Raw genomic sequence first — 18,167 nt, forward strand, 5'->3', positions numbered from 1 at the left:
AAACTTTAAACATTGATAAAGTCTGCCTATTACTTAACTTAGTACAGTAACTGTAACCAATAAAATTTACATCATGAATCATTGTCTCAAAACGTTTAACTTCCTTATCTTCTTATTTGTAGGATCATTAACTGCTTATGCTCAAAGCTCTTCGAACAAAGGAACAGTAGCCGATCTGCGTTTTATTGAAGGTGAATGGATTGCAAAGCCCAATGGAAAAACGGTTGAGGGAGTTTGGCTGACACCAAGGGGTGAAAATATTCTGGGATTTATGCGGATGATGAAAGACGATAATGCCGAGATGTATGAAATTTTAGCTTATGAACAAACCGAAAAAGGCCTTATTTCTTTGGTTAAGCATTTTAAACCGGGCTTATTAGGCCTGGAGGATAAAGAAAAACAAGACAGGTATAACTTTATAGAAAGCAGCACTGGCAAAGCCATCTTTGAAAAAGAGGGAGAACCACTGCGTATCTTGTATGAAAAACGTTCTCCTGATCAGTTTGTTATTGCCCGGGGTAACCAGCAGGATGGAAAGTGGGTATATAAAGACCTGTTTGTATTTAACCGCATTAAATAAAATCACTTGGGTAAACAAACTATTATCAGGTGCATTATATAAACGTACCTGTCACAAAATTTATCATTATTGTTTAAACTCTATCTACTATGCTTGATATCGTTATCGAATCCAGAAAAGCAGCTATTGGCCCCGGTATGGAGGTTAAACGGATCTTACCTTTTCGCCTTCGAAGGATGGTAGGGCCTTTTATTTTCATGGATCATGCCGGACCGGTTGACATACCTCCGTTAGCAACTTCAATGGATGTACTTCCTCATCCACATATTGGCTTATCAACTGTTAGCTATTTATTTGGCGGACAGGTAACGCATCGGGATAGTCTGGGTATTGAGCAGGTAATTCGTCCGGGAGAAGTCAATTGGATGACTGCGGGAAAAGGCATTGCTCATTCCGAGCGTTTTGAAGATCCTTCTGCACTGGCTGGCGGAAAGCTGGAAATGATACAAACATGGGTAGCGCTACCCGAAAAAGATGAAGAAGGAGCTCCTTCCTTCAACAATTATCAACCCGAACAATTGCCCATATTTACAGATACTGGAGTATGGATGAGATTAATAGCCGGAAATGCTTACGGTGTAACAAATGATGTGAAAACACATTCTCCCCTATTTTATATTCATGTGGTCTTAGACACCGGAGCTCATTTCGGGCTACCAAAAGAACACGCAGAACGGGGTATTTATATAGCCAAAGGAAGTATAGAAATAGCCGGCAGAACTTACCAGGAAGGTCAGATGCTTGTGTTTACAAAAAGTGCCGATCCTGTAATTATAGCTAAAGAACCGGCTACAATCATGCTTTTAGGAGGAGAACCACTAGGGGAAAGATACATCTGGTGGAATTTCGTTTCTTCAAGAAAAGAACGTATTGACCAGGCGAAATCCGATTGGAAAGAAGGAAAGATATTATTGCCACCAACAGATAACAAAGAATTTATACCATTGCCCGAAGACAAATCACGGCCTTCAGGCAGTCCGCCACCTGAAGCTCTTTCCTGAACTGCTAACTGTATATCATTTAAAATACGAGAAATGGGAGCACCTTAAAAACAAGATCGCCCCTGCTTACGGACCGATCCTGAATATTCCATAACTTATTGCCCTCATTTAATATACAGATAAAATGAAACTGACGTTAAACGCCAGAATTACTTCTTATGTAAAGCCCTGGCAATTGCTTCTTCGGTTACTTTAGCCATTATGCGATAACCAGCAGCATTAGGATGGACTCCGTCTAATGTTAATTCTGCCTTTTGTCCGTTCTTTTCATCAGCAAATGGACTAAAGTAATCAAGCAGGGTGAGATCATTTTTAGCAGCATATTCTTTAATTGCCTTATTTAAAGCAATGATCTTATTGGCTGGCTCCAACCCTTTCCTCCACGGATAGTCGTACACAGGAAGGTAGGCGCAAATAATTACTTTTATACCGTTAAATTTAGCCAACTCCGTCATCGACCGTATATTATCCATGATAACTTTTGTAGTTATATGGCCTGTACTGCCTGCAATGTCATTGCTGCCGGCAAGAATAATTACCGCTTTTGGCTTCAGGTCTATAACGTCCTGCCTGAACCTTATCAATAACTGCGGCGATATTTGTCCGCTGATACCTCTGTTAATGTAATTCTTATTTGCAAAAAACTCCGGCATGAGATCTGTCCATCGCTCAAATATCGAACTGCCCAGAAAAACTACCCGTTCCTCTCCTTTTGCCGGGAGCGGCAGTGTCTTGTTTTTTTCCCGGTAATGACGCAGATCTGCCCAGTCGTCCTTATAATCTTCCTTATTAGTATCAGCTGAAGCAGTGTTCTGAGCGTTAACATAAAAGCAACTCAAAACAAACAAAAATGCAAGTAACAGGTGTTTCATAGTTGAAGTTTAAGCAGCAAATTTAAAACATTGGGTGGTTTATAAAAGTGATTTTACAATAAACGGTCATTTCTGCTACCCGGTCTAATTTCTTTAAGCGATTGTTATAACAGGCTTTAAGTTTTTTTTCGACCTTTGCCCCCGTGAAACTGAATAAAAAAACTGCTTTGCTCGTTGTTGTAGTTCTTGGTCTTGCCTGGATGATTATCGATTCTTTCAATCAACCCAGTGCGGAAAATTTACGCGGAGGATTTAAGGAAAAGGTATTTTTGAGAAACGAACAAAATACAGGGCCAATAATACGCATTTACGTAGTTACAGTAAAAGACACTTTATGGCAGGAAATGGAAACATATGGAAATTATAAACCCCACACTAAATACGGAACAACCATGGTTTACTATTTCCTCGAAGGAACATCTGTTCCATCGCAAGTAAGTCTGGAAGGCGAACACATCAGCAAGGAATATCAAAAGCATTGTATTGCCAGGTATAAAAAAGCATCTATGGGACAGGTTGTGCTCAATAAAAGGCCATTTGAATAAAGAGCTTAGGAGAACGGTTTTGAACGCTCCGGCTCAAGAATCATTAAAATAGTTGTCTTCAGTAATTTTTCACTTCTTCTATCTCTCTTTTAATTCTTTTATTTATGTCAACCGTAGCTTCTTTAAATAAAATTAATGTTGTGCCGTATTCCCTTGCAAAGGTATTAGTAATGGAATCGGCTACTAAAACACTTTTAAAGTAGGGTTTCGTTTCTTCCAGTTCATTCTTTACTTCAGAATAACTTATTACCCTTAGCACACTTGTATATTGTTGATTCAAATCAAACCAATTAACATAATCTGCATTGAAGGAAACGGCTTTAATTCCTTTTTCAGAATAATAATTAATTGCGCCCGCCTGCCCGTAATTGTCACAGAGAACAAGTGTATGCACTGGGTCGGGCAAATCTGAATAAACCTGATCTACTTTGCGGGCCAGTTCTTTCCATCCAAGCATATCTGCATAGTCCTGGGGTAATTCGTGGTCTTTTCCGTCTTCCCAACGAAGCATGCCCAAATCTTTATACTTCCTCTGGTTTTTTAATATATATTCAGGACTTTTATTAGGAAAGGCAAAATTATACATTGGAATAAAAAGCAATACGGGAAGTGCAATAGCAACAGTCCGCAAATACTTTTTCCAACCGTTTTGCAAAACATTTTCCAGAAAAACAGAGCCGAAAGCGATATAAACAGGATAAAGTCCAATAGCATAATAGTCCTTCGCCTTAAAATACATGAATACAATGAGCGTAAAAAAGAATGCCCAAAAGAACGATTCGTATATTTTGAATGGTTTATAAAGCAGTAACGCAACTAATCCCGACAAGATTACGGGAAGCGAACCGATGAAGAAAAGCAACTGAGATTTTAAGAATTCCCATCGGTCAACATTTACCAATTGCGTTTCAGATAGTTCTTTAAGATGGTGGACAACAGGAAAACTGTTTTGATACTGCCAGATCAGATTGGGCAGAACTAACAATAACGCCAATAAAACCGCCAGGTAGAATGAAGTTCTGGTTAATACGTTACGTTGTTGGGTGATTAAAACAGCAGGTAGAAAACCTAAAAGTAAAAACACCACGTTGTATTTATTCAGAAATCCAAAGGCAAGGACGATTGCCCCGATAAAAAGCCATTTTGGGTTTTGAGAGTTGAAGTATTTAATAAGTACAAAATAAAATGTGGTCCAGCTGAGTACATCCAGGGAATTTGGCTGATAGAGAGTATTTAATCTTAAAAGAACAGAAAACAAAACGCAGGTAGCACCCAAAATCAGGGCGAAGAAGTTTCCCTTAAGTTCTTCGATCACTTTCCAGACAACAACAAGTGTCAATGCGCCGAAAAGTGCGGGAAAAAATTTAATCCAGAATACCGAGTTCCCCAATAATTTTATAATGAAAGAAACCCATGAAGTAACCGGAGGAACTGACAAATACCCCCATGCTAAATGATTTGCCTGATCCAGATGAAGATATTCATCCCTTTGCAAATCGTATTCAGGACTTATTAAAATATACTGCAATGCAAATTTCAGAACGATAAAGCCGAGTAAAATGCTGTTTCTTTTTGTCATTAAAGTCTTTACTTTAAATTACAGTTCATGTACAGGTTTCGAGCAGCAGCGCTTTACTTTACCACTCGTTTTTGCACTAAAAGTAAACAGATCGCGATGAAGTTCAAATAACATGCTTCTACTGGTATATACTAATTCTAACTTAACTACTTTGCCCGAAAGTGAGCAAACTATTATCCGGATCAAGTAAGGAAAATTCTTTTTGCCCCCAATGCTTTAGTTGCAAATGTCCTGCGGGATGAATGGCTATTCCTTTATCCAGCATGGACTGATAGAGCTTATCAATTTCGTCTGTACGAATATAAACCTGTCCATAGTTCTCTTTAGGATTAAGTTCCTTAAATTCAAAGAAATGGATTTGTATATTGTCCATCTCAATCATTAAATATCCATCATAGTCTGCGCTTCCAAATTCCTTAAAACCTAACTTATCCAGGTAAAATTCCTTTGTCCTGAGCTTGTCTCTCATCGGCAATTTAGGATGAATAGTTGTAAGCATATTACTAAGCGTTTTTCAACGTTTCAATATCAAATTTTGTCATTTGCATAAATGCCTGGATAACCCGGGGTGTCTTCTCCTGGTCAGCCATTAATTGTCCTAAAATAGTGGGTACAATTTGCCAGGAAACACCGAATTTATCGTCAAGCCATCCACATTTACTGTAGTTTCCCTCTTTACCCAATGCCTCCCAATAATAGTCTATCTCCTGCTGCGTTTCGCATTCAATAACAAAAGAAGTAGCAGGTGTAAAAGTATACTGAGGCCCGCCATTTAAACCCATAAATTTCGTATTGTTCAGTTCAAAAATTACCACCATTGGATTTTCTGAAACTATCCTGGAGTCCTTAAAAACAGAGCAGTAAAAATCTGCCGCCGCTTTGGCTTTCCCGTCAAACCATAAGCAAGGATAAATCGGTTTATTCATTGATATTTCTTTTAGGTAAATATATAATTTTCCAGACCTCTTTATTTTTTGTCGTTTAAAAATTCATCAGTAAAGTGGCCTTTTTGTTTAGGCTTAGAGAATTTTTCTGAATTATATGTTTGTGAGTTTCCTTTGGGAATTGATAACGAAGTCCAACCATTTACTGCCAGCATTTTCCCCAGAAATACAATTTGTCCAATATGATACGGATAGTGCGCCAGTTGCCTGTTAATTGCCTCTGTTACTGTATGACCCTGATTCCTTATATAAATAATTTTTTCAAGATCACTGGTTGTCAATGAACCAATCGCATTTAGTAAACAGGCCCAACCGGCATTCCATTTGTCTAAAAGCTCTTGTCTGGTCTTTATATCATTCTCAAACTCTGCATCCCTGTCACGCCATTCTTTTTCGCCGTCCGAAGTTAGAAAATCAGTCCAGCGGGAAAGCATGTTTCCCCAAAGGTGTTTTACTATTGTTGCAATACTATTGCTGTCTTCATTATACTGCCAGAATAATTGTTCGTCCTGCAGTTGGGAAAATGTTTTATCGCCGAGCATTTTGTAATACTCAAACTGCTTTCTCACACTTTCTAAATAGTCATTGGCCATGGGTTTTCTGGTTTTTCAGGTTTATAATTGCCGTAAACTTTAAGATTTTACAGCTAGTGTTAGTTAGGGTAAGGATTACTAAAACTAAAATTAGTAAAACATCTTAATCTTGATTATGCAACAATTTCCATTGAATGATTTTTTACCGAGAGCAACTGCAGCAAAAATCAGATTCTCAACAAACCACGAAATCCTCTGGCCGCATAGTACGATTCCGCGCCGTTGTGATACAGAAACACCTGGCCATAGCGGCGATCGCAAAAAAGAGCGCCGCCCAGTTCCCTGATATTTGTCGGTGTTTTCACCCAGCTGGACGTTTTTGTATCAAAATTTTCGAGTTGCTGCAGACGACGGTATTGTTCTTCGGTTAAAATCTCAATACCCATTGCTATCATCATCTCAATGGCGCTGTCTGCCGGTTTATGTTCTTTCCTTGCTTCCCGGGCTTCTTCATCGTAACAAACACTTCTCCGACCTTTAGGACTTTCTGCGGAACAATCACAAAAAATGTACTCTTCTGTGTTTTTATCATTCCCCATAGTTGTTGGGAAAACAACCACATCCGGTTCTCCTCCGGTTCTTTCCATTTCATGGATAGACCACAGTTTTTCCGTAGAATGTTCAGAGTTGAGCCTTTCCTGTATTTCAGCCCATTTCAGACTTCTATGTCGGTGCATATTTTTCTCAAAACGGAGTTTTAAAGTATCGAATAATTCTTCCCGTTGTTGCGGTAGTAAATTTTTACTGCTCTTCATATATTTTTTGGATCAGGTAATTTTCAAGTTTTTCTACGTTCTGGTTCAAGCCTTCATCGGCTTTAAAAACTTTAACTACTGTTTCAAACAATTCAGCTGTTTCAAACTGCATTGTCCATTCCAGCATGGTTTCCTTTTCCTTTGGAACAAAAACTATGTTGGCAAGGTAATTAGGGTTAAAGTGTTTGAACACAATTTTTTTAAACGGCACAATTTCGACGAACTCACTTTTATTAGGATAATTTTTTCCGTCAGGGGCATGCATAGTCAACCGCCACTCACCACCAGCTGTTACGTCCATTTTATGAATGGTGTTGCTAAATCCACTAGGACCCCACCAGTTCGCAATATGTTCTGGAGTTGTCCATGCTTCCCAAACTAAATTTACCGGAGCTTTCAATATTCTTGTAATACTGAGTTCTCTGTCGGCTGTATCGTTAGTTGCTTTTTTCATTTATATCTGTTGGCCAGCGTGGTAAAATGAATAAAATTTATTTTATTATCGAATTTACGAATCATTTAACCCCTTTCCACTAAGAATTTGCTGTATACATTTCTCAATCCTTGCCTCCCGGGTTTTAGATTGTTTGGCTTGAGAGAAATGCAGCAGGTACGCTCTTTGCCGGCCAGGTGTTAGTGCGTCAAAAGCAGTTTTCAATGTGGGCATCTCATATAATTTCTTTTGAAATTCGGCAGTAACAGTGAACTCTGTAGTCTTTTTTAAATTAACTTTCAACCCTGCCTTTTCCACTTCTATGGCTTCATAAATATAAGCTTTCAGAACAGGTTCTACCTCCATTATTTCCTGAATATTTGTAAACCGCACCTGCCGGGCCGCCTGTACATTTTCCGTCTGCTGGATTAAAATACCATGGGCATTATTTAACAAGGCTCCCTTAAAAAATAAAAGTGCACAGTATTCTTTAAACTCATGTATTAAAACGATGTTATTTTTCTGAAACGTGTAACAAGGGCATCCCCACTTCAATTCTTCGTTTAGTCCGGTTTCAAGAACGATCGTTCTTAGTTTCTCCAATTCTTTCTGCCACTTTGCGGTTTTACTGAAGTACCAGTCAATTTTTGGATTCATATATTAATTTGTAAAGTTTGGTAATATACTGTTTAGGGCTATTCAATTGTTATTTAAGATAATTTTCCTATCTGCAGGCCTGAAATACCAGGACAGCATTGTAAGTACCAGCAATAATACCGGACCGAAAAATTCCTTAGCGCCATCTCCCAGGGCTAAATGAGAAAAGACAGCACCAGACATGGCAAAAAAGAAACCAGCGTACGTCCATTCCTTCAGCAAAGGAAATTTAGGAATAAGTATGGCAACAACTCCCAGAATTTTCCAGATACCCAGTATTGTCAGAAAATACAGCGGGTAGCCCAGATGTGACATCATTGCTGTTTCTTCTTTCAATTTTAATAACTGTACAATTCCGGTTGAAAGCATTCCTAATGCCAGCCAGAGCGTAGCAATCCAATAAATAATTTTATTTCTTTTTTTCATAATGTATTATTTTAAGTTGCTTACGATGTTTTGCAAGCGATTATGCGCCATGTTTATACCTTGAGCAAAAGGCAAAGCAAGTATCTGGTCTCTGAGATTTACAGACCTGTAAACTACATGCATGGTAAGTTTACTGGTGTCTTCAGTGCATTTTTCAAATTCCAGGAACTCCAACTGGGCACCAAAGGGCGTATTCTCCATTTCAAATGTCCGGGTGATTTTCTGATTCGGAATAAATTCATGGATCACTCCATTGAAGCCGTACTTGTTCCCTTTCGGGTCGGTTGTTTCAAATTGCCAGCTGCCGTGTTTTTTATTTTCCAGCTTCAGCACCCTGGTTCCCATCCATTGTTCAACAAGGTCCGGCTCTACATAGGCTTTAAAAAGAAGTTCCAGGGGCAAATCAAACTCCCTTGTTATCATTATTTCCTGTTTGCCATCTTCGGCATTCACTTTTGTTTTTCGTTCCATACTTTATTCTTTTTCCGGATAATTATTAGACTTATAATTTTTCATGATACTTTCCAGTTTATTAAACCGGTCGTCCCACATATTGCGGAACGGTTCAATAAAATCGGCTACTTCTTTCATCTTTTTTGCATTGATGTGATAATGAATTTCGCGACCGTTCTGCTCTTGCTCAAGCAATTCGCACTCCGTAAGTATTTGCAGATGTTTTGAAACAGTAGGCCTTGCTGTATCAAAATTTGAAGCTATTGCACCTGCTGTCATCGATTGGGATGCTAATAACAACAGTATAGCCCTTCTTGTGGGGTCTGCCAGGGCCTGAAATACATCTCGTCTTAAATTCATTCTTGTAGCTATTTGACTACAAATATAAACGTAGCTATATAACTACACAAATTTTTCTTTAATTTTTTAGAAGTTGCTGTTCACAGGAATTAATTCAATTATTTAAAGCCCCGAATAAATAGTTTAAATTTATTGTCTTCAGAAAATTACACTATTCTACTATGGAAATATCCAAACTACTGGAAGACATTGAAAAACTGTTCTACAGCTTTTTAACGCTTATTGTATTAATTCCAAAAACATTGTTTCAGCTGCTTGTTCCCAGATGGTCATTTGCTTATGTAGAGAGCCAGTTTGAACTTCCTACAGAAGATCGTTTTAAAGATTTCACATCTCCAGTACTGCTGTTTATTTTATTCGTTACACTACCTATATATTATTCCTTAAACTACGGCACCTATCTAGGCCCTTTAAACACTAACCGAACCGATTTTTTTTCCAGCGTAGCCACCAATCCTACAATTCCGTTTATAGATAAATTCCTTATTATCTCCGTTATCTTCAGTATATACCCCATTTTATTTTCATTGCTAATACTGATACTAAAAAAGGAAGCCGTAACTACCGATTCCTTAAAAAAATACATTTACCATTTTTTGTATACTTTTTGTATTTCGTATGCATCCGGTTTCTTTCTGTTCACCAGCTTCTTCCTTTTAAACGACTACGATATCTTCATCCTGCTGTTCGCGATTATTTTATTCGGTTATGTCTTGATTTCAACTTATCTAACCAACTTCAGCATACTGACGTACTCGTTGCATTACAGCCGCTTAAAAACCAACCTGTGTTTATTATCAGTTTACATTCTTGTCATGATCCTTTATTATTACATAATCGGAAACATCGTGCTCGTACTCTTTGCGAATATTGTGGATTAAAGAAATTGACAGTAATTGAGGATTTTCTTTAAAAAAACGGATTGCTACTATTATTCAGGATTGGGCTTATTTCTTAAGAAAAAGTATCTGCAAAAAAACTTTATAAGGCAGTAATACAGTCTTAACTCAGGTTAAACCTTGGTTTTAGATACAATTAATTTAAGACTCGGTTTATGGGATGTGCCCGGAGAGAGACTCGAACTCTCAAGAGACAATTCTCAACGGCTTCTGAGACCGCAACGTTTACCAATTTCGCCATCCGGGCAGTTAGAAAATAGTATTTTTGCTTTCCAACAGGCTGCAAATATAAAAAAATCAGGAAGCTTTCTTCAACTAAATTAAAAGTGACAATAAACTATCTCTTCGTCATTTTGATAACAATGCCAGAGGAGGAAAGAGATATCTGAATTAATCCCTTGCTAACTGTTCCTTCGCCTTATTAACATCTTTAGCAAAGACTATCCTACCCCTTTTGTTACTCTCATAAATAAAGTCTTTCAAACTTTTACTATTAAACTTGCTAAAATCACCAACGATAGCAAGAGAAAGGTTGTAATTAGAAAATTTCTGAAGAATTTCGCCGGCAAGCCTCGTTTTAAGATCAAAGAAGTCGGGATTGAGATTTTTTTCATAAATAATCACTTTTGCAGCACCGAGATAACCAGAGTTTCCTATTAAATCCAGCGCATCATCAACGGTATTTATCTCAATCTTATCAGATACAAGCTCTGCAATCTTTACTTTATTAAAATCAGAAACAGTTATTTCCATCACGTATAAATTAAAGATAAAGTTAACAAAAGCAACAATGTGAAGCAGCAGCCGGACAAATATCTCTTAAAATGTTAAAGCATGTTAAACTTTTAATCCCAATTCACCAATTCCTATATTTTTAAGCATGCCAGTAAAAACGATAGCTTTGATCCTGATCATCGGATTTAATTTTCCTGCTTTCTGCCAGATGAATATCAGGGGAAGAATTACAGACACCAAAAGCAGAAAAGCGCTCAGCTATGTAAATATTGGGATAAAAGGGAAAAATATAGGAACTATTTCCAGAGAAGACGGCTCCTTTTTAATCCAGTTCCCGCAAGATCATATCAGGGATACGTTAACCTTTTCGCTTGTCGGGTATGACGAACTTATGCTGCCACTACTCCAATTAAACCCTGAAACCGAACTCGATATAAACCTCAATAGGAAAATAACGCTATTGAATGAAGTTGTGGTGACAGGAGAAAAGTTAACAGAGAAAAAATACGGAATCAAAAGAACAGGAATCATTCATTTTACGGATGGTATTTTTAAAAAGGATGATAGTTTTGAAATTGGACAGGTTATTAACCTGGGCAACAAAATAGCAAAGATCACTTCGCTGAATCTACATATTAATTCATCAAGACGTGATAGCGCAAGCTTCAGAATAAACTTTTACAGATACGATGAAGATGAAAATCAACCTGCGGAAAGATTAGTTAACAAGAGCATTATTCAACGCCATCCTATCAAGGAAGGGTGGTTAAAATTTAATTTGTCCGCTTCCAATATCTGGTTGAAAGGAAAGGTATTTGCCGCTATCGAGTTTATACCTGAAAATAAAGATGTTGAAAAGATTTTTTATGAAGTGAAGATAGGCGGCAGCTCAAAAAGCTTCTTTAGAAGAAGCAGTTTAGGGCAATGGGTAAGGCCGCCTCATCACTACTGTTTGTATGCCACGGCTTTAACCGATAAAAGCAAACCCGAGGAGCCAGATGATGCTGAAACTACTCCTTCAATGATTTTAAAGTCCGATTTTTCAAAGGAGCCGTTCAGTATTTTCGTAAGGTTACCTAAAGATTATTCAAAAAACAGCCGGAAAACATATCCCGTTATTTACCAGGTGGACGGCAATGCCTTTTTTGATCCTGTAAGCAGTTCAATAGAGCAGCTGGTCAAAAAGAAGAAGATACAACGGGAGCCGATACTTGTGGGTATAGGTTATGAGAACGCGTATGTAATGGATTCCTTAAGAGCTCGTGATTATACCTTTCCGACTGCGTTGCCTGCCGATAGTTTCGGAGTGAGTGGCGAAGGCGCCAATTTTTATAAGTTTATAAAGACAAAAGTTATACCACGGGTTGACTCCTCTTATAGAACGGAAAAAACCGGCCGAATCCTCATGGGTCATTCACTTGGCGGATATTTCGTATTATACAGCCTATTACGCGACAGAATGGAGGAGGCTATTTTTACTAATTATATCGCGGCGAGTCCTTCCCTATGGTATCACGACAGTTACCAGATGAAGCAATTCGAAGAACTGCCTGACCCAGGTAATAATCAAAAGAATACAAAACTGTACTTATCGGTGGGAGAACTGGAAATCAAGGATAGCGAAGCGAACAGTATCAGTACGTTCTCTCAACTGCTAACTGCAAAGCAATTGATCCGCGTGCAGCCAAAAGTTTATAAAAATATGGAGCATATGGGAACTGCTCTGCCATCTTTTGAAGATGGAATTGAATTTATTTTGAGTAAATAAACCAACTGAATGTTTAAATGGATCAAAGGATAATTATAGTTATCCTTTTTAGATTATAATTTAAGATTAGCTATTTCCAGGATAGATGGATAGTCGCAGCGATTCTTCTTTAAGCCTTCCGTATAGTTCATTTAACTTAAATGGTTTGAGAATATAATCATCTATTCCAACAGCCCTGATCTTTTCGCTCAGGTTTCCGGAAACAGAAGCTGTCAGGGCAATTATCCGAATCGTTGACTTTTGAGGATCCGCCAGTGCACGAATCGTTTTTGCAGCCTCGTAGCCATCCATAACCGGCATATGCAGATCCATTAGTACCAAATCGTAATTATCTGTCATTACTTTATCTACCGCCTCACTTCCATTGAAAGCAAATACCGGATCAATATTCCATTTAGAAAATAGTTTTGCCAGCAATACTCTGTTCATGAGATTATCTTCTGCTACCAGAATCCGCAGACCTGAAAGGTTATAATCCTTATCTGTATCATAAAAAGCACTTCTTTCTCCTGGCTCAGCCCTTTTAAGTGACAAGTCGAAAGAAAATATAGAGCCAACACCGGGATTGCTTTCAACAGTGATAGCACTGTTAAATAACAACAAAAGGCGTTTAACAATTGCAAGCCCTAATCCTGTGCCACCAAAGTTTCGCGTAGTACTGGAATTCGCTTGGGTAAAAGGTTCAAAAATAGTTTCCAGTTTCTCTGCACTTATTCCAATTCCTGTATCTTTAACCGAAACTCTTATACATATATTCTCCTCATCAGCTGATACTAAATGAACACTAACAGTCACACTGCCCGCCTGGGTAAATTTGATGGCATTTCCTCCCAGATTATAAATAATCTGAGTAAGGCGTGTGGGGTCGCTGATAACACTTAATCCCACTGCTCTTTCATCCAGATCCAGCACAAAATCAATCTGTTTTTGTATTGCCTGAAAACGCAACCCCATACTCATCTCGTTAAAGAACCTTTCAATTTCTACCGGTATCTTCTCCAGCTCCAGCTTTCCTGATCCTAACTTATTAAAATCAAGAATATCATTAATAAGCGTATGCAGACTGTGTGCAGAAGTCTTTAAGATAGTAAGATTTTCCTCCTGTTCTTTGCTATGTGCATTGTCCAGTAGTAATTCACTAATCCCGATTACTGAATTGAGTGGTGTACGCAATTCATGGGACATGGTGGAGAGAAAGTCGGATTTTGATTCTACAGCCAGGTTAGCCTCTTTTACTGCTTGCCGAAGCTGTATATTTAAGGCTTCTTTTTCAGCGAGATTCGTATAAAAAGCCTGCCTGAACAAATAGTGACTTATAAGTATGGTTATAAAATTAAGTACTACAAGAATCTCAAACCCCGGGGATACAAGTTCTGCCGAAGGCATCAGGTTTAATGAAAATCCCTGCGGAAAAACTGTATGAATTACTGCAGGAAGAGTTGCTAAAAAAGAATACAGAAAGGCAAAACGAAGCTGTAAGAGATAAAATGCACTTACAACCAGCATAAAGATAAATTGTATAGAAATTACATTAATAATTTGTGCATACAGAAAAGCATTTGACCAGATAAGCATTAAACCGGTACAAACCATTGCATGGGTAAGAGGCTGCACAAATTTTCGGTTTGCTAACAGCACTTTCAGAAAGCTGGTAAATACAAAGAGCATCAGTACTGCTCTTGCCAGTTGATATATCTGCCCTCCCTGCCACGTTACCGTTAGTACGATGATAACCTTAAGTAACGAGAACAACAGGATGGTGTACAGAATTTTTATTTTAGCTTGTATGAAGGTGTCCGGTTCGCTACTAAGCAACTTTTTCAAAGACCAGTTAAAAACAGAAAGATGCGGATTCATTCGGAAATAGTCTTAAATCGGTTATTCTATCTGTATCTACATTTACAGACAGCGGTTCTGGTAAATCTTCTCTTAAAAGAGAAAAAATTTACCTAATATAATATAAATTAACCACGCCAAAACTATCCTATTTTTTTATTAGAAATTAAAATGCTGTAATTATCAGATTTATTTCTTCTTATTCTCCAACAGTTCCTGTCTCCACTTTTCCGGCTCGCTTATAATTTGCAATAATAATTCCACCCGGAGTAACTGTACTTTCTGTTAATGTAAATGCCGCGGGAATCGGGCCATCGTCAAACAACTTTTTTCCTTTACCAAGGGTCAAGGGGTGAATGAGGAGCCAGAGTTCATCTGCCAGGTCATTCTTAAGCAGCAGCTGAATAAGCTTACTACTGCCCCAGACTTGAATATCAGAACCTTCTGAATTCTTAAGCTTTTTGATATCTGACAGGCTGTTAAGGAAAACTGAATTTTTCCAATCGGAATTTTTCCTTGTAGTGGACAAAACATATTTCGATGCATTATTTATGCCCGGCCATGCTTTTTCATGATGTGGCCAATAGTTTTCCCAAATTTCAAATGTTTTTCTGCCCAGAAGAACGTCTGCTGGTTGCATCAGTTTTTCCATAAATTTACCAGAGACTTCGTCATCATAAGGTGCAAGCCAGCCGCCATATTCGAAACCGCCTGAGGTATCTTCCTCAGGTCCTCCAGGCGCCTGCATTACCCCATCCAATGTAATCATTGATATTACAATTAATTTTCTCATACGATTTCACCTCCTGGTATAATTTATTTTGTAAAAATCTTTCACAGATAGCAGCCTTGCTACGATACAAATTCCGCAGCACGAGTTACAAATTCCCAAGTAGAATTCTCACTGCCTCTGATATGCCAATCGCTCCAGCCTTTTGCTCCGATTCTTTAATACATTCAGATACTGTAAGGCCCGATTATTATCAAAGTTTTCATATGCCTGCTTTGCATAGTCCTGTGCTCCCTCCATATTTCCCCTGATCTCCTGTATAATGGCCATGTTATAAAGTGCCCTTCCCGCTATTTTCGCATTTGGATTCTTTGTCTCCCGGGTCCACATTTCCGCTGCTCCGTCCCAGTTTCCTGTTTGTGCCCTGCGCTTTGCTGTTTTAAATTTATCATTTCCTCTAACATAATAGATCCTGCTCACCCTGGTTTTATACGGCTCTATACTCCAGGCGTATGACTGTCCAAGTTTATAACTTTCCTGATTGACCGCTTCCTTTCTACCGGTAATTGCCGAGGCAGCAGCGACAGGATTAATGCCCTTGCCTGTCATGCTTACATTTCCCGTCATATTGAACTCGTCGATAATGGTTCTGCTGTTATTGTCGTAGATGCGCCATCCGGTTTTTATGATTGTTTTTGCAGCTGCCTGATGCTCGATTGTGGGAACCTTCAATCCTATGGGATTTTTAAGAAGTACATTCGCCGTGCTATAGTTGATCTTCGAATCCGTATCGTAGGATTCCAGTGAAAACAGTCCGTCGAGCTGGTATTTAGTACATATTTCTGCAATCCGATCCCACGAAAGCGGCTCCGGAAATACCCCGAAATTAGAAGCTTCACATTTTTCACCGGCGAGATACTGTACATCTGTAAGGCGTTCGTTCTTTCCCAGTTCTTCGTTAAGTCCTATCATAGCCTTTACCGACCCATCCTTATCCAGGTTTTTCCCTTCAGCAGTTAAAACCTCGTCGACTTTCTCCAAAATAGGCTTTTTGCTGCCAGGCAGGCTTCTGTTAATAATTCCTATTCTTTTCATAGACATAGGAAGTGTTACGGGTGCAGGCTCTGTAACTGTCAATGTCACATAATTGGTAGAGCGGCAATTTGAAAGAAAAGGTACCAGGAGTACTAAGATCAGATTTCTCATAAAAATTAAGAATGCGTTAATTTGGTTCAATTAGTTCTTAAGACTACCGAACTAAAGTAGTAGAAATTTTTTTTATTTCAACGAAATTCCGGAATTTGCAATTCTGAAGCACTTGTCGAACCAATACTAATCAAACGTGTCGGCTATTAGACAACCTCTTTTCCATCCTAATATCAAATATTATTTGAGGGAGTAACTAGCCGCCTCAATCCTTAACTTTGTGTTATATGAAAAAAATTGGATTTCTATCGTTTGGACATTGGTCCGGTCATCCTGCCTATAAAACCCGTACGGCAGCCGATACCTTGCTTCAATCCATAGACCTGGCTGTTGCAGCGGAGCAGCTCGGTTTAGATGGTGCCTATTTTCGCGTACACCATTTTGCAGCCCAGTTAGCCTCGCCGTTTCCCCTGCTATCAGCCATCGGGGCTAAAACAAGTAAAATAGAGATCGGAACCGGTGTAATTGACATGCGCTATGAAAACCCCATGTATATGGTGGAAGATGCCGGTGCCGCCGATCTGATCTCAGGAGGCCGCTTACAATTAGGGATCAGCAGGGGTTCGCCGGAACAAGTGATCGACGGCTGGCGTCATTTCGGATACCAACCTGCGGAGGGGGAAACCGATGCAGATATGGGACGCAAAAAAGCGCTGGAGTTTCTGGATAAACTCAAAGGTATCGGCTTTGCCGAGCCTAATCCCTACCCCATGTTTCCCAATCCCCCGGGCCTGCTACGCCTGGAGCCCCATTCTGAAGGATTGCGGGACCGTATCTGGTGGGGCGCTGCATCAAACGCGACAGCTGTTTGGGCCGCCGAAAACGGGATGCACCTGCAAAGCTCTACCCTCAAGTACGATGAAAGTGGCAAACCTTTCCATGTGCAGCAGGCAGAACAGATCAGGATGTATAAGGAAGCCTGGAAAAAGGCGGGACACCAACGTGAGCCAAGGGTATCTGTTAGCCGTTCTATTTTTGCATTGGTATCCGACGAGGACAGGTATTACTTCGGGCAGCAAGGTAAAGCGTCCGATAGTTTCGGCTATATAGAGCGTGGCCAACGGGCTGTTTTCGGAAAGAGTTATGCAGCAGAGCCGGATCGACTCATCAGCGAATTAGCTGAGGACGAAGCCATACAGGAAGCAGATACTATACTTTTGACCATACCCAATACTTTGGGTGTAGATTACAATGTGCATCTATTGTCCTCCATTTTGGAATATGTAGCTCCCGGGCTGGGCTGGCGTTAGAATAAGGGAAAAGACAGAGGGGCTGAAATTATCAAGCCCTTTTTGTCTGACCAAAAGTCAAAACGATAGATTGAAGCAGATTTAACGATAGACTGGAGCAGATTTATAATCTCTTAACACAATTTCTTTAGGGATTATAAATCCCTTTATTCTAAGCTATCTTCGTCCTCTTCCTCCGGAGTGAATTTGTCTATTTCCGCCCCTATCAGATTGACTTCCGCATCCTCTGTAAAAACAGTAATGTCGGTATCGGGATCTAGCTTTAGCCAAACCCCTTCTACGTCTTTTTGTATTTTTAAATATTCAATACCCTCTTTGAAAATCGTATAAGTTTCATCCTCTTCAGGGAAGACTGAATATGCTATATCTCCTATTTCTATGTCGAAAGGTTCTTTCATCAGTGTTAAGCTTATTGTGAACGATTAAGAGCAATCGTACGGGTATTAAATTTCCAATTTTTGTTTTTGTTTTCCCATTTGCCTGTTCAAATGTATTGACTAAATTGTCTAATAAATATAGGAGACGAATGCCCGGAATCTTATACC

22 protein-coding genes and 1 tRNA gene are annotated in these 18,167 nt (G+C 39.0%); 6 read left to right on the forward strand and 17 right to left on the reverse strand.

Annotation, left to right across the window (positions count from 1 at the left end; translation table 11 throughout):
- The first annotated feature begins 73 nt into the window (after window positions 1-73).
- Window positions 74-580, forward strand: a complete 507-nt coding sequence (locus tag ACLCDL_RS11200; RefSeq protein WP_423148388.1) for a DUF6265 family protein — start codon at window positions 74-76, stop codon at window positions 578-580.
- An 89-nt stretch (window positions 581-669) separates the two neighbouring features.
- Window positions 670-1,581 carry a pirin family protein gene (locus ACLCDL_RS11205; RefSeq protein ID WP_423148389.1) on the forward strand — a complete coding sequence of 304 codons (912 nt, stop codon included), beginning with the start codon at window positions 670-672 and terminating at the stop codon, window positions 1,579-1,581.
- A gap of 149 nt (window positions 1,582-1,730) precedes the next feature.
- Here ACLCDL_RS11205 and ACLCDL_RS11210 read toward each other — a convergent pair whose 3' ends face one another.
- Window positions 1,731-2,453 carry an SGNH/GDSL hydrolase family protein gene (locus ACLCDL_RS11210; protein ID WP_423148390.1) on the reverse strand — a complete coding sequence of 241 codons (723 nt, stop codon included), beginning with the start codon at window positions 2,451-2,453 and terminating at the stop codon, window positions 1,731-1,733.
- 143 nt (window positions 2,454-2,596) lie between these two features.
- Between ACLCDL_RS11210 and ACLCDL_RS11215 the strand changes: the two genes are divergently transcribed.
- A complete protein-coding gene (locus ACLCDL_RS11215; RefSeq protein WP_423148391.1) occupies window positions 2,597-2,998 on the forward strand; it encodes a hypothetical protein in 402 nt (133 codons plus the stop codon).
- Window positions 2,999-3,056: 58 nt separating this feature from the next.
- Here ACLCDL_RS11215 and ACLCDL_RS11220 read toward each other — a convergent pair whose 3' ends face one another.
- From ACLCDL_RS11220 to ACLCDL_RS11265, 10 genes are all read right to left on the reverse strand, one after another.
- Entirely contained in the window at window positions 3,057-4,577 is a 1,521-nt protein-coding gene (locus ACLCDL_RS11220) for a glycosyltransferase family 39 protein (protein WP_423148392.1), read from the reverse strand.
- Between the two features lie 142 nt (window positions 4,578-4,719).
- Window positions 4,720-5,076, reverse strand: coding sequence for a bleomycin resistance protein (locus ACLCDL_RS11225; protein ID WP_423148393.1), 357 nt, complete (start codon window positions 5,074-5,076; stop codon window positions 4,720-4,722).
- A gap of 4 nt (window positions 5,077-5,080) precedes the next feature.
- A complete protein-coding gene (locus ACLCDL_RS11230) occupies window positions 5,081-5,503 on the reverse strand; it encodes a VOC family protein (protein ID WP_423148394.1) in 423 nt (140 codons plus the stop codon).
- Window positions 5,504-5,544: 41 nt separating this feature from the next.
- Window positions 5,545-6,114, reverse strand: a complete 570-nt coding sequence (locus ACLCDL_RS11235; protein WP_423148395.1) for a DUF1572 domain-containing protein — start codon at window positions 6,112-6,114, stop codon at window positions 5,545-5,547.
- 167 nt (window positions 6,115-6,281) lie between these two features.
- Window positions 6,282-6,869: a DUF4256 domain-containing protein gene (locus ACLCDL_RS11240; RefSeq protein ID WP_423148396.1), complete on the reverse strand. Its 588-nt coding sequence runs from the start codon at window positions 6,867-6,869 to the stop codon at window positions 6,282-6,284.
- Window positions 6,856-7,323 carry an SRPBCC domain-containing protein gene (locus ACLCDL_RS11245; RefSeq protein ID WP_423148397.1) on the reverse strand — a complete coding sequence of 156 codons (468 nt, stop codon included), beginning with the start codon at window positions 7,321-7,323 and terminating at the stop codon, window positions 6,856-6,858. Before ACLCDL_RS11245 ends, ACLCDL_RS11240 begins: the two co-directional genes overlap by 14 nt.
- A gap of 54 nt (window positions 7,324-7,377) precedes the next feature.
- Window positions 7,378-7,959 (reverse strand): YdeI/OmpD-associated family protein, encoded by a 582-nt coding sequence (locus ACLCDL_RS11250; protein ID WP_423148398.1) that lies wholly within the window; start codon window positions 7,957-7,959, stop codon window positions 7,378-7,380.
- Between the two features lie 42 nt (window positions 7,960-8,001).
- Window positions 8,002-8,385, reverse strand: coding sequence for a DoxX family protein (locus tag ACLCDL_RS11255; protein ID WP_423148399.1), 384 nt, complete (start codon window positions 8,383-8,385; stop codon window positions 8,002-8,004).
- Window positions 8,386-8,391: 6 nt separating this feature from the next.
- Complete coding sequence (locus ACLCDL_RS11260) at window positions 8,392-8,856, reverse strand: SRPBCC family protein (RefSeq protein WP_423148400.1); 465 nt, start codon at window positions 8,854-8,856, stop codon at window positions 8,392-8,394.
- Window positions 8,857-8,859: 3 nt separating this feature from the next.
- Window positions 8,860-9,198, reverse strand: a complete 339-nt coding sequence (locus tag ACLCDL_RS11265; protein WP_423148401.1) for an ArsR/SmtB family transcription factor — start codon at window positions 9,196-9,198, stop codon at window positions 8,860-8,862.
- A 161-nt stretch (window positions 9,199-9,359) separates the two neighbouring features.
- Between ACLCDL_RS11265 and ACLCDL_RS11270 the strand changes: the two genes are divergently transcribed.
- On the forward strand, window positions 9,360-10,079 hold the full coding sequence (locus ACLCDL_RS11270) for a hypothetical protein (RefSeq protein ID WP_423148402.1): 720 nt from the start codon (window positions 9,360-9,362) through the stop codon (window positions 10,077-10,079).
- 181 nt (window positions 10,080-10,260) lie between these two features.
- On the opposite strand, the gene ACLCDL_RS11275 is transcribed toward ACLCDL_RS11270, so the two are convergent.
- Together ACLCDL_RS11275 and ACLCDL_RS11280 are read right to left on the reverse strand one after the other, a co-directional pair.
- Window positions 10,261-10,344, reverse strand: a tRNA-Leu gene (locus tag ACLCDL_RS11275).
- A 143-nt stretch (window positions 10,345-10,487) separates the two neighbouring features.
- Window positions 10,488-10,850 carry a DUF4180 domain-containing protein gene (locus ACLCDL_RS11280; RefSeq protein WP_423148403.1) on the reverse strand — a complete coding sequence of 121 codons (363 nt, stop codon included), beginning with the start codon at window positions 10,848-10,850 and terminating at the stop codon, window positions 10,488-10,490.
- Between the two features lie 127 nt (window positions 10,851-10,977).
- On the opposite strand from ACLCDL_RS11280, the gene ACLCDL_RS11285 reads away from it, so the two are divergent.
- The gene (locus tag ACLCDL_RS11285; protein ID WP_423148404.1) at window positions 10,978-12,600 is read left to right on the forward strand and encodes an alpha/beta hydrolase-fold protein; all 1,623 of its coding nucleotides are present in this window, start codon (window positions 10,978-10,980) and stop codon (window positions 12,598-12,600) included.
- Between the two features lie 66 nt (window positions 12,601-12,666).
- Here the strand turns inward: ACLCDL_RS11285 and ACLCDL_RS11290 are convergent, their stop codons facing one another.
- The 3 genes from ACLCDL_RS11290 to ACLCDL_RS11300 all read right to left on the reverse strand — a co-directional run bounded on the left by ACLCDL_RS11290 (window position 12,667) and on the right by ACLCDL_RS11300 (window position 16,372).
- Entirely contained in the window at window positions 12,667-14,457 is a 1,791-nt protein-coding gene (locus ACLCDL_RS11290; protein WP_423148405.1) for an ATP-binding protein, read from the reverse strand.
- A 178-nt stretch (window positions 14,458-14,635) separates the two neighbouring features.
- Window positions 14,636-15,229 carry a dihydrofolate reductase family protein gene (locus tag ACLCDL_RS11295; protein ID WP_423148406.1) on the reverse strand — a complete coding sequence of 198 codons (594 nt, stop codon included), beginning with the start codon at window positions 15,227-15,229 and terminating at the stop codon, window positions 14,636-14,638.
- A gap of 108 nt (window positions 15,230-15,337) precedes the next feature.
- Window positions 15,338-16,372: a DUF6340 family protein gene (locus ACLCDL_RS11300; RefSeq protein WP_423148407.1), complete on the reverse strand. Its 1,035-nt coding sequence runs from the start codon at window positions 16,370-16,372 to the stop codon at window positions 15,338-15,340.
- 227 nt (window positions 16,373-16,599) lie between these two features.
- Between ACLCDL_RS11300 and ACLCDL_RS11305 the strand changes: the two genes are divergently transcribed.
- Entirely contained in the window at window positions 16,600-17,622 is a 1,023-nt protein-coding gene (locus ACLCDL_RS11305) for an LLM class flavin-dependent oxidoreductase (RefSeq protein ID WP_423148408.1), read from the forward strand.
- A gap of 146 nt (window positions 17,623-17,768) precedes the next feature.
- On the opposite strand, the gene ACLCDL_RS11310 is transcribed toward ACLCDL_RS11305, so the two are convergent.
- Window positions 17,769-18,020, reverse strand: a complete 252-nt coding sequence (locus ACLCDL_RS11310) for a hypothetical protein (RefSeq protein WP_423148409.1) — start codon at window positions 18,018-18,020, stop codon at window positions 17,769-17,771.
- Window positions 18,021-18,167 lie beyond the last annotated feature (147 nt).

The organism is Rubrilithobacter danxiaensis (assembly GCF_047272945.1).
GTDB classification, from domain to species: domain Bacteria; phylum Bacteroidota; class Bacteroidia; order Sphingobacteriales; family Sphingobacteriaceae; genus Rubrolithibacter; species Rubrolithibacter danxiaensis.